Source organism: Streptacidiphilus sp. MAP12-16 (genome assembly GCF_041262165.1).
GTDB lineage: Bacteria > Actinomycetota > Actinomycetes > Streptomycetales > Streptomycetaceae > Streptacidiphilus.
In genome coordinates this window covers 296,497-307,688 of the sequence record NZ_JBGCBY010000005.1, presented here as the reverse complement: position 1 = coordinate 307,688, position 11,192 = coordinate 296,497, and the positions used below count along the sequence as shown (strand labels likewise).

Here is an 11,192-nt window from a genome sequence, read left to right as displayed (position 1 = left end):
GGGAAGATCTGGCGGTTCGTCAACACCGCGTAGGCACCAGGTTCTGCGGTCATTCCTTTACGGCGGGATCGTCCGGCGCGCTGACGTCGTAGGTCGATCCCTTCTGCCGGAGCAGCGCGGCCAGCACGACCGCTTTCCGGGAGTCCCGCTCGGAACTTCCCCACAGCACCCGTGAACCGCTTGCGAGTTGCAGTTCCAGATCGTCGAACGAATGGACGACGACCGACCGGGTCTGCTTCGCGACGGAGGCGGGAAGTGCCTTGGCGACATCCACCGCCGAGGCCACCAGGACCTGTTCCGGGAAGTTCTGCAGGCCGGCCTTTCCCGCCTCGGAGAGCGCGAGTTCGACCACCGGCACACCTGGCGGCGGGGTGCTCCCGGTCGCGAAGCGCACGCCACCGGCGTCGACCTGGGTGTACCTGCCGTCCGCGCCTTTGACCGCCGCGACCGGCACCCGCTCGGTGATGCGCACCAGCACGGTGTGCGGCAGGGAGGTGCTGACCTCGGCGCGGGCGACGCGCGGCAGCGCCCGCAGCACCCGCGCCTGCACCGCGCCGGTGTCCAGCCGCTCCAGCGGCCCGCCGAGCGGGACCGCCGCCGCCGCGAGCACCTGATCGGCCGTCAGCACCGAGGTGCCGCTGACCGTGACCTTCCGCACGTCCAGGACCGAGGAGAAGTACACCAGCCAGCAGACCGTGCCCAGCAGCGCCGCGACCAGGACGCCGATCACGGCGAAACCGCGCCGGGAGAGCCGCAGCGGGACCCGGGGCTCGGCCTGCTCCTCCTCCCAGCCCGGATCGCCGTCCAGGTCGCCGTCCAGGTCCCCGTCCGGAGCGCCGTCCGGCCCGCGGCCCGGACGGCCGACCGGCTCGCCGTCGAGATCACCGTCCAGGTCGCCGTCCGGCGCAGCGACGTCGTCAGGCACGGCGGTGCGCGGCGATGGCCTCGTACACCATGCCGACCAGCAGGTCGTCGGCGTCGCGGCGGCCGAACTCGGCGGCGGCCCGGCTCATGTCCCAGAGTCGCTGGGGGTCCGTCAGCACCGGGAGCAGGTGGGCGAGCACCCACTCCGGGGTGAGCTCGGCGTCGTCCACCAGCAGCCCGCCGCCGGCCCGGACCACGGGCTGGGCGTTGAGCCGCTGCTCGCCGTTGCCGATCGGCAGCGGCACGAAGGCGCCCGGCAGCCCGACCGCGGCGAGTTCGGCGACGGTCATCGCACCGGCCCGGCAGAGCATCATGTCGGCTGCGGCGTAGGCGAGATCCATCCGGTCGACGTAGGGCAGGACCCGGTACGGCGGCATCCCGGGGATGTCGTCGATCTGCGGCAGCTCGTTCTTGGGGCCTACGGCGTGCAGGATCTGGACGCCGTACTGCTGCAGGCGGGGGGCGATCGCCTGGACCGTCTCGTTGAGGCGGCGCGCGCCCTGGGAGCCGCCGGAGACCAGCAGTGTGGGCAGCCGCTGGTCCAGGCCGAAGTAGGCGCGGGCCTCGGGGCGGGCCGCGTTGCGGTCCAGGGTGGCGATGGTGCGGCGCAGCGGGATGCCGATGTAGCGGGCGTCCCGGAGCTTGCTGTCGGGGGTGCTGACGGCGACGAAGTCGCTGTAGCGGGACCCGATCTTGTTGGCCACGCCGGGCCTGGCGTTGGCCTCGTGGACCACGATCGGCACCCCGGAGCGCTTGGCTGCGAGGTAGGCGGACATGGCGACGTAGCCGCCGAATCCGACCACGGCGTCGGCCTTGGTGCGGTCGAGGACGTCCTGGACCGCCTTGACCGTGCCGCGGAGCCGGCCGGGCAGGGTGATCAGTTCAGGGGTGGCCTTGCGCGGCAGTGCCACCTTCGGGATCAGTGCCAGTTCGTAGCCGCGCTCGGGGACCAGACGGGTCTCCAGACCGCTCTCCGTGCCCAGCGCCGTGATCCCGATCGTGGGGTCGTTCCTGCGCAGTGCGTCCGCAAGGGCGAGCGCGGGCTCGATGTGACCGGCGGTCCCCCCGCCGGCGAGTACGACATGCACCGAAATTCACCGCTCCCTGCGCTGCCGGGCCTTCCCGAGCCGCGCGATGGTCCGTTGGGGCAAACCGAGGAGTCTGCCTCGGGTTCTCTTGTTCCGGGCGGCGAGTGCCGCCCTCGCGGAGGGTTCGCTGCGTGCGAAGCAGAGCAGCATCCCGACCGCGAACATGGTCGGCAGCAGCGCCGAACCCCCGTAGGAGAACATCGGGAGCGGGACTCCCGCGATGGGAAGGAGTCCGAGCACCGCACCAATGTTGATCATGGCCTGGGCCATGATCCAGGTGGTGGCGCCTCCCGCTGCGTACCTGATGAAGGGGTCCTTCGTGCGTCCGGCCACGCGGATACCCGCATACCCTAGTGCCGCGAAGAGGCCGAGTACTGACAACGTCCCCGCCAGACCCAGTTCCTCGCCGGTCACAGCGAAGATGAAGTCCGTGTGGGGCTCCGGGAGTTGACCCCATTTCTCGACGCTGGCGCCGAGTCCGGTTCCGAACAGGCCGCCCGACGCGAGCGCGTACACGCCGTGAACAGCCTGCCAACAGGAGCCGTCGGCGGGGATGTGCGTCGCGCCGATGCACTGGAGCCGGCCCAGGCGGTGCGGCACCAGGGCGATCAGCAGGGCGCTGAGCCCGATGGCGATCGCGGCGGCCCCGCCGAACAGCCGCATCGGCGCACCGGAGAGCCAGAGCTGGCCGAACAGCAGCGCACAGATGATCATCGCGGTGCCCATGTCGCCGCCGACCAGGACCAGGGCCAGCAGCAGCACCGCCATCGGGACCAGCGGCACCAGCAGGTGCTTCCACTGGTCCAGCATCCTCATCTGCTGCTTGCGCGCCAGCAGGTCGGCGCCCCACAGGACCAGGGCGAGCTTGGCGAACTCCGAGGGCTGGATCTGGAAGGAGCCGCCGAGGCTGATCCAGTTCTGGTTGCCGTTGACGGCCTTGCCGACCCCGGGCACGGCGACGAGCAGCAGCAGCGCGATCACGCCGAGCAGCATCGGGTAGGCCAGCGCGCGGTGCAGCTTCAGCGGCAGCCGGGCGGCGACGTACATCAGGACGCTGCCGATGAGTACGGCGGTGAGCTGCTTCTCGAAGAAGTACGCGAAGGGCAGCCCGAGCGTCCTGGCCTCGATCTGGGAGGCGGAGAAGACCATCACCAGACCGAGCACCAGGATCAGCGCAGAGGAGCCCAGGATCAGGTAGTAGGGCGTCAGGGGGCGGTCCAGGCCCCGCTGGAAGCGCCCCCAGGCGGAGTCGGGTCCGGTGAGGCGGCTGTGCGAGCGGAAGACCGCCACCGAGGTCGCGCCCGAGCGCGGCTGCGCACCCGCGCGGGCCCCCGGCCGTCCCCCCGCCTGCGCCCTGGGCCGCGTGCCGGGGCGTGCGGGCGCGGCGGTGCGGCCGTCAGGTGTCCTTGCCACAGCGGCCCCCTCTCCCCTGGTGCTGCTAGCCGCCCGCCAGCGCGCGGGCGGCGGCGGCGAACAGGTCGCCGCGCTCGCCGTAGTTGGTGAACATGTCCATCGAGGCGCAGGCCGGGGCGAGCAGTACGGTGTCGCCCGACTGGGCGAGCCCGGCCGCCGCGCGTACCGCCGCGTCCATCGCCGGGGCACCAGTCTGTCCGTCGGGGAGCTCGATCACCGGGACCTGCGGGGCGTGTCGCGCCAGCGCCTCGCGGATCACCGCCCGGTCCGCGCCCAGCAGCACCGCGGCCCGCAGCCTGGACGCGGCCCCCGCGACCAGGCCGTCCATGTCGGCGCCCTTGGCCAGGCCGCCGGCGAGCCAGACGACCGGCTGGTACGCGGCCAGGGAGGCGGCGGCGGCGTGCGGGTTGGTGGCCTTGGAGTCGTCGACGTAGCTCACGCCGTCGACGTCGACGACATGGGCGATGCGGTGCGCGTCGGGGCGGAAGGCCCGCAGGCCGTCCCGTACGGCGCGCGGCTCGACGCCGTAGGCACGGGCGAGCGCGGCGGCGGCGAGGGCGTCGGCGACGTTGTGGGGTGCGGCGGGCTGGACGTCCTCCACCGAGGCCAGCTCGGCGGCGGTCCGGTGCCGATCGGCCACGAAGGCGCGGTCGACCAGCAGGCCGTCCACCACACCGAGCTGGGACAGGGCGGGCGGGCCGAGGGTGAAGCCGATCGCGCGGCAGCCCTCCTCCACGCCCGCCTCGCGCACCAGCGCCTCGGTGGCCGGGTCCGCGGTGTTGTAGACGCAGGCGATGACGTTGCCCTCGTAGATCCGGCCCTTGTCGGCGGCGTACGCCGCCATTGCGCCGTGCCAGTCGAGGTGGTCAGGTGCGATGTTGAGCACCACCGCGGAGTGAGGGCGCAGCGAAGTGGACCAGTGCAACTGGTAGCTGGAGAGCTCTACGGCGAGGACGTCGTAGGGCTCCTCGGCAAGGACGGCGTCCAGGACGGAGACGCCGACGTTGCCGACGGCCGCCGTGCGCTTGCCGGCCGCCGTCAGAATCGACGCGAGCATCCGGACCGTGGTGGTCTTGCCGTTGGTTCCGGTGACAGCAAGCCAGGGGGCGGGCTCCCCTGTAGCGGGATGGGGCTTCCGCAGCCGCCAGGCCAGTTCCACATCGCCCCAGATCGGGACGCCCGCCTCGTCAGCCGCCAGGAACAGCGGGCTGCTCGGCGGCCATCCGGGCGAGGTGACGACCAGTCGTGTGCCCTCGGGCAGGGACTCGCCGTCGCCCAGGCGGACGGTGACTCCCAGCTCGCGCAGTTCGGCGGCCTGCGCCTGCTGGCGCGGCCCGTCGCCGCCGTCCACGACGGTGACGACCGCGCCCAGACCGTGCAGCACCCTGGCGGCGGGCAGTCCGGAGACGCCGAGACCGGCGACGGTGACCTGCAGGCCCTTCCACTCCGGGGTCGGCGTCTCCTGGGTCACTGGGTCACCCAGCCGGCGTAGAACAGGCCGAGGCCGACGGCGACGCACAGCCCCTGGATGATCCAGAAGCGGACCACGATCAGGACTTCCGACCAGCCCTTGAGCTCGAAGTGGTGCTGGAGTGGGGCCATCTTGAAGACGCGCCTGCCGGTCATCCGGAAGGAGCCGACCTGGATGATCACCGACAGGGTGATCAGCACGAACAGGCCGCCCAGGATCGCCAGCAGCATCTCGGTGTGCGAGCAGATGGCGAGACCGGCCAGCGCGCCGCCGAGAGCCAGCGAGCCGGTGTCGCCCATGAAGATCTTCGCCGGCGAGGTGTTCCACCAGAGGAACCCGAAGCAGGCCCCCATCAGCGCGGCGGCGACCACGGCGAGGTCCAGCGGGTCCCTGACCTGGTAGCAGCTGGGTCCGGCGCTGTTCGGGGAGCCGCAGGTCTGGCCGTACTCCCAGATGCCGATGAAGACGAACGCGCCGAAGACCATCACCGAGGCACCCGTGGCGAGGCCGTCCAGACCGTCGGTCAGGTTCACGCCGTTGGACATGGCCAGGATCATGAAGATGGCCCACAGCGCGAACAGCACCGGCCCGAGCGACCAGCCGAAGTCGGTGACGAAGGAGAGCTTCGGCGAGGCCGGGGTGATCCCGGCGGAGTCGTGGAAGCGCAGCGAGCCGACCGCGAAGACGATGCCGACGATCAGCTGCCCGGCCAGTTTCGCCTTGGCGCGCAGGCCCAGCGAGCGCTGCTTGACGATCTTGATGTAGTCGTCCAGGAAGCCGACCAGACCCATGCCGGCCATCAGGAACAGGACCAGCAGCCCGGAGGCCGTCGGCTGCGTGCCCACCAGGAGCTTGGTCAGCGCGTAGGCGACCAGGGTGGCCAGGATGAAGGCGATCCCGCCCATGGTCGGCGTGCCGCGCTTGCTGTGGTGCGCCTTGGGGCCGTCGTCGCGGATCATCTGGCCGTAGCCGTGCCGGGCCAGGATCCGGATCAGCACCGGGGTGCCCACCAGCGAGAGGACCAGGGCGATGGCGGCGGCGAAGAGGATCTGCCGCATCGGGGAGCTGCTGGACGCCGCCAGCTGGACCATGGGCTGAACGACTGCCTGACTGTGGTTCACGGGCCCTCTCCGTTCGCAGGCGCGGCCGCACCGGCGAGCAACGCCGCCGCGACACGCTCGAGACCGACCGACCGGGACGCCTTCACCAGCACCACGTCCCCCGGCCTGACCTGCTCGCGCAACAACTCGATCGCCGCATCCGCATCGGACACAAGCACCGACTCCTCACCCCACGAACCTTCGTTCCTCGCGCCCAGCTCCATGCAGGCCGCTTCCCGGCCGCCGACTGCCACCAGGGTGGCGATGTTCAGCCGGACTGCCAGCCGACCCACCGCGTCGTGCTCGTCGAGGGAGTCCTCGCCGAGTTCCCGCATCTCCCCCAGCACCGCCCAGGTACGGCGGGCCTCGGGCCCTCTGCCGCCGATCGCCGCGAGCGCGCGCAGGGCGGCCCGCATCGACTCGGGGTTGGCGTTGTAGGCGTCGTTGATCACGGTGACGCCGTCCGGACGGTCCGTCAGCTCCATCCGCCAGCGGGACAGGCTCCCGGCCTCCCCCAGCGCGGCGGCGGTGTCCGCCACGCCGAGACCGCACTCGATCGCCACAGCGGCGGCGGCGAGTGCGTTGGACACGTGGTGCTCACCGTAGAGACGGAGCGCGACCGGCGCGGAACCAGCGGGTGTGACCAGGGTGAACGTGGGGCGACCCGCGCTGTCCAGACGGACGTCCTCGGCCCGTACCCGGGCCTCGGCGGACTCGCCGAAGAGCACCACCCGGGCCCGGGTGCGCGACGCCATGGCGCGGACCAGCGGATCGTCCGCGTTCAGCACGGCCACCCCGGTCTCCGGCAGGGCCTCCACCAGCTCGCCCTTGGCCTCGGCGATGCCCTCGCGGCTGCCGAACTCGCCCAGGTGGGCGGTGCCGACATTGAGGACCACGCCGATGTCGGGCCGGGTGAACCCGGTCAGGTGGGCGATGTCGCCCTTGTGCCGGGCGCCCATCTCCAGGACCAGGTAGCGGGTGTCCGGCCCGGCCCGCAGCGCGGTCGAGGGCATCCCCAGCTCGTTGTTGTAGGACTCCGCGGTGAACACCGTGTCGCCGAGCCGCTGGAGCAGCTGGGCGATCAGGTCCTTGGTGCTGGTCTTGCCGGCCGAGCCGGTGAGGGCGACCACGGTGGTGCCGGTCAGCCGCTCGGTGACGGTGCGGGCGAGCATGCCGAGCGCCTGCAGGATGTCGTCGACGACGACGGCGGGGACGCCGACCGGGCGGGTGGCCAGCACCGCGACCGCCCCGTCGCCGACGGCGCGGACCGCGAAGTCGTGGCCGTCCACCCGCTCGCCGACGACGGCGGCGAACAGCGCGCCGGGCTCGACCTGCCGGGAGTCGTGCACCACGGGACCGGTGATCCGGACTTCCGGGTCGGGCACGTCATGCAGCGTCCCCCCGGTGGCCTGGGCCACCTCGGCGAGGGTCAGTGGGATCACGTTGGCTCTACTCCTTGGCGTGGCCGTCGTGATGCGACGGTTCTGTCTCGTGGGTCGGGCTCGGCCGCCCGCCCAGGATCGCCTCGCGCAGCACGGCGCGGTCGTCGAAGGGTCGGACCTCCCCGCGGACGTACTGGCCCAGCTCGTGCCCCTTGCCGGCGACCAGGACACAGTCCCCGGCGTGGGCCAGGGCGACGGCCGCGGCGATGGCGCGGGCGCGGTCCGGTTCGACCAGCACCGCGCCGCGTTCGGCCTCGGGGACCTCGGCCGCGCCGCCGAGCATGGCGGTGAGGATCGCGAGCGGGTCCTCCGAGCGGGGGTTGTCGCTGGTCAGTACGGCGGTGTCGGCGTGGCGGGCGGCGATGCCGCCCATCGGGCCGCGCTTGAACGGGTCGCGGTCGCCACCGCAGCCGACGACGACGTGCAGCCGGCCCTTGGTGACCTCGCGCAGCGAGCGCAGCGCGGCCTCCAGGGCGTCGGGCTTGTGGGCGTAGTCGACGACGGCGACATAAGGCTGTCCGACGTCCACCCGCTCCATCCGGCCCGGTACGCCGACCACGGCGGCGACCCCGGCGGCGCCGTCCTCCAGCGGCAGGCCCGCGCAGGCCAGGCCGGTGATCGCGGCGAGGGCGTTGGCGACGTTGAAGGGCCCGGGCAGCGCGACGGAGGCGTCCGTCGCCGCGCCGTCGGGGCCGACCACGTGGAAGGTCGATCCGGCCGGGCCGAGGTGGACAGCCTGGGCGCGCCAGTCGGCGGCGGGGTCGCCGGTCGCGGAGTAGGTGACCACCGGGATCTGCGCCTCCGCGGCCAGGCGGCGGCCGTAGGGGTCGTCCAGGTTGACCACGCCGAGCCGGGCCCGCTGGGGGGTGAACAACCGGGCCTTGGCCCGGTAGTAGTCCTCCATGTCGGGGTGGAAGTCGAGGTGTTCCGGCGTCAGGTTGTTGAACACGGCGACGTCGTAAACCACGCCGTCGACCCGGCCGTAGACCAGGGCGTGGCTGGAGACCTCCATCACCACGGAGTCGGCTCCGCGCTCGCGCATCACGGCGAGGACGGCGTGCAGGTCGGTGGCCTCGGGGGTGGTGCGCTCGCTCTTGAAGTGCTCCCCGGCGACACGCATCTCCACCGTGCCGATCAGGCCGGTGACGCGGCCCGCGCCGCGCAGCCCGCCCTCGACCAGGTACGCGGTGGTGGTCTTGCCGTTGGTTCCGGTGACGCCGATGGTCAGCAGGTTCTCGGCGGCCTGCCCGTAGAGGGCGGCGGCGAGGGCGCCCATGCGGGCCCGGGGGCTGTCCACGACGAGCAGCGGAAGCCCGCAGTCGGCGGCGCGGACGGCACCGTCCTGGTCCGTCAGCAGCGCCACCGCGCCGTTCGCGGCGGCCTGCGCGGCGAAGTCCGCACCGTGGGCGTGCGACCCCGGCAGAGCCGCGTACACGTCGCCCGGGCGCACCGCACGGGAGTCGTGGGTGATGCCCGTCACCGCGGCGTCGGCCTCCGGTGCCGCCAGGCCGAGCAGCGCCGCGACCTCGGCGAGCGGGGTCGGGCGTGGGGTCTGCGGGCGGGGCGGAGCGACGGCCCCGATGGGCGGGGTCGCGGGCTCCTGATCACTTTGGCGCACGGCCGTGAGGTTACCGGTACCGCCCTGCCCGGGGCCAAGCCGGGGGCAATTCGGGCCGGAGGTAGGCGTTCCGCCGTCACTCGGCGTGATGGAGCTCACATCAATCCCTGCCTTTCACCAGTTCACTGGCAGATCCGCCGGCGCGGCTCCGGTCGGCGGAACCTGGAGCGTCTTCAGGGCGAACTCCATCACCTGCTTGAACACCGGCCCGCAGAGCTGACCGCCGAAGTGGCCGTTCACCGGGTCCTGGATCACGCAGGAAACCGTGACCCGGGGCCGGTCGGCCGGGGCGAACCCGATGAACGAGGAGGTGTACCCCTTGTAGCGGCCGGTCGCCGGATCGACCCGGTTGGCCGTACCGGTCTTGCCGGCGACCAGGTAGCCGGGGATCTGCGCGGCGGCGCCGGTGCCCTCCTGGCTGGCCACGACCGACTGGAGCATCTGGGCGAGGGTCTTCGCGGTCTCCTCGCTGACGACCCGGGTCTGCTTGGGCGCGGCGGCGGGCACGAAGCGGCCGTCGGGTCCGGTGGTTCCGGCGACCAGGCTGGGCTCGATCCGGACTCCGCCGTTGGCGATGGTCGAGTAGACGGAGGTGGTCTGCAGGGCGTTCACGGACAGGCCCTGGCCGAAGGGGATGGTGTACTGCTGCGATCCGGACCACTTGGTCGGGGGCGCCAGGATGCCGCGGGTCTCCCCGGGGAAGCCGAGACCGGTCGGCTGCCCGATGCCGAATTTCGTCAGGTAGTCGTACAGCACCTGGTCGGCCTGCTTCTGGGTCGAGCCCAGGTGCTCGGCGGCGAGCATGGTGCCGATGTTGGAGGACTGCGCGAGCACCCCGTTGAGGGTCAGCTGCTCGGTGCCGTGCGCCACGTCGTCGTGGAACACCCGGTCGGCGCGGGGCAGCGAGCCGGGGACCGTGACATGCGTCAGCGGAGTGGCGACGTTCTGCTGGAGCACGGCCGCCATGGTCATCAGCTTGCTGACGCTGCCCGGCTCGTAGACGTCCTGCAGCGCGGCGTTGCCCAGGTTGGCGGCCTCGGCGTGGGCGAGGTCGTTGGGGTCGAAGCCCGGAGCCGCCGCCATCGCCAGGATCCTGCCGCTGGTCACGTCCTGAACGATCACGTAGCCGCGCTGCGCCCCGGCCTTCTGCACCTCGTCGGTGATCGCCTGCTGGGCGTCCCACTGGATGTCCCGGTTCAGGGTGAGTCTCAGGTCCGAACCGGAGACCGGCGGCTGCTCGCTCTGGCCCGCCGTCGGCACCTCGCGGCCGCCGGACTGGGCGTAGGTGACCTTGCCGTCCCGGCCCTTGAGCAGCGCGTCGAACTGCTGCTCAAGACCGCCGCTGCCGACGCCGTCGGAGTTGACGAAGCCGATGACGTTGGCGGCCAGGGCACCGTCCGGGTACACCCGCTTGGTGTGCTTGGCGTGGAAGACGCCGTTGAGCAGGTTGGCGCAGGCCTCGTCGACCCGCCCGCTGTCGCCCGCCTTCAGGGCCAGGCCGTTCTCGGTCCGGCAGTGGCCGCTCCACGCCTTCTTGACCAGGGTGGCCTCAAGCGCGGTGATCTGGTTCCAGGTCTGCGGCGACTGCTGCTTGGCCAGCAGGGCGTAGCGGTCGGACTTGCCGGTGTAGGTCAGCGCGTGGGTGAGCGTGTCCACCGGGACGTTCAGCATCGGCGCGAGCAGCTGCGCGGCCTGCGCGGGGGCGTCGTCGATGTGCGCCTGGCCCGGGGTGAAGAGGTAGGGATCGGCGGTGACGTCGTAGGCGTCGACGGTGGTGGCCAGGGTGAGGCCGTCGGCGTCGGTGATCGAGCCGCGCGGGGCCGGCAGGGGCACGGTCTGGTACAGGTTCACGGTGGCCTCGGCGGCGAGCGCGGAGGAGTCGAGGAACTGGAGCTGGACCAGGCGGCCGACGAAGAGCGAGAAGGCGACGGCGAGGGCCGCGGTGACCAGGCGCAGTCGCCGCTTGGGGTTGCCGAGGCGCAGTGGTGCGGGGGGACGTGAGGGGCGGCCGCCAGGCTGCCTCGCGGAGGCTCGGGCTGAGGGTCGGGAGCCCGGACGAGCGACCGGGCGCGGGCCGGGGCGGGGAGCGGGGCGGGGACGCGGGGGGCGGGGGGTGCTCATGGGTGCTGTCTCCCC

The 11,192-nt window shown here is 72.4% G+C and carries 8 protein-coding genes; all 8 read right to left on the bottom strand.

Annotated features, from left to right (window positions below; all coding sequences use genetic code 11):
- Window positions 1-49: 49 nt before the first annotated feature.
- The 8 genes from ABIA33_RS08760 to ABIA33_RS08725 are packed head-to-tail and all read right to left on the bottom strand — an operon-like array spanning window position 50 to window position 11,177.
- Window positions 50-925, bottom strand: coding sequence for a cell division protein FtsQ/DivIB (locus ABIA33_RS08760; protein ID WP_370078952.1), 876 nt, complete (start codon window positions 923-925; stop codon window positions 50-52).
- Entirely contained in the window at window positions 918-2,012 is a 1,095-nt protein-coding gene (gene murG / locus ABIA33_RS08755) for an undecaprenyldiphospho-muramoylpentapeptide beta-N-acetylglucosaminyltransferase (protein WP_370078950.1), read from the bottom strand. Before murG ends, ABIA33_RS08760 begins: the two co-directional genes overlap by 8 nt.
- Before the next feature lie 6 nt (window positions 2,013-2,018).
- Window positions 2,019-3,425 carry a putative lipid II flippase FtsW gene (ftsW, locus tag ABIA33_RS08750; protein WP_370078948.1) on the bottom strand — a complete coding sequence of 469 codons (1,407 nt, stop codon included), beginning with the start codon at window positions 3,423-3,425 and terminating at the stop codon, window positions 2,019-2,021.
- 25 nt (window positions 3,426-3,450) lie between these two features.
- Window positions 3,451-4,896, bottom strand: coding sequence for a UDP-N-acetylmuramoyl-L-alanine--D-glutamate ligase (gene murD / locus ABIA33_RS08745; RefSeq protein ID WP_370078946.1), 1,446 nt, complete (start codon window positions 4,894-4,896; stop codon window positions 3,451-3,453).
- Window positions 4,893-5,954 carry a phospho-N-acetylmuramoyl-pentapeptide-transferase gene (gene mraY / locus ABIA33_RS08740; protein ID WP_370079070.1) on the bottom strand — a complete coding sequence of 354 codons (1,062 nt, stop codon included), beginning with the start codon at window positions 5,952-5,954 and terminating at the stop codon, window positions 4,893-4,895. The genes murD and mraY overlap by 4 nt, the downstream gene beginning before the upstream one ends.
- Window positions 5,955-6,013: 59 nt before the next feature.
- Window positions 6,014-7,438: a UDP-N-acetylmuramoyl-tripeptide--D-alanyl-D-alanine ligase gene (murF, locus tag ABIA33_RS08735; RefSeq protein WP_370078944.1), complete on the bottom strand. Its 1,425-nt coding sequence runs from the start codon at window positions 7,436-7,438 to the stop codon at window positions 6,014-6,016.
- A gap of 7 nt (window positions 7,439-7,445) precedes the next feature.
- Window positions 7,446-9,155, bottom strand: coding sequence for a UDP-N-acetylmuramoyl-L-alanyl-D-glutamate--2,6-diaminopimelate ligase (locus ABIA33_RS08730; RefSeq protein ID WP_370078941.1), 1,710 nt, complete (start codon window positions 9,153-9,155; stop codon window positions 7,446-7,448).
- Window positions 9,156-9,170: 15 nt separating this feature from the next.
- The gene (locus tag ABIA33_RS08725; protein WP_370078939.1) at window positions 9,171-11,177 is read right to left on the bottom strand and encodes a peptidoglycan D,D-transpeptidase FtsI family protein; all 2,007 of its coding nucleotides are present in this window, start codon (window positions 11,175-11,177) and stop codon (window positions 9,171-9,173) included.
- Between the last annotated feature and the right edge of the window lie 15 nt (window positions 11,178-11,192).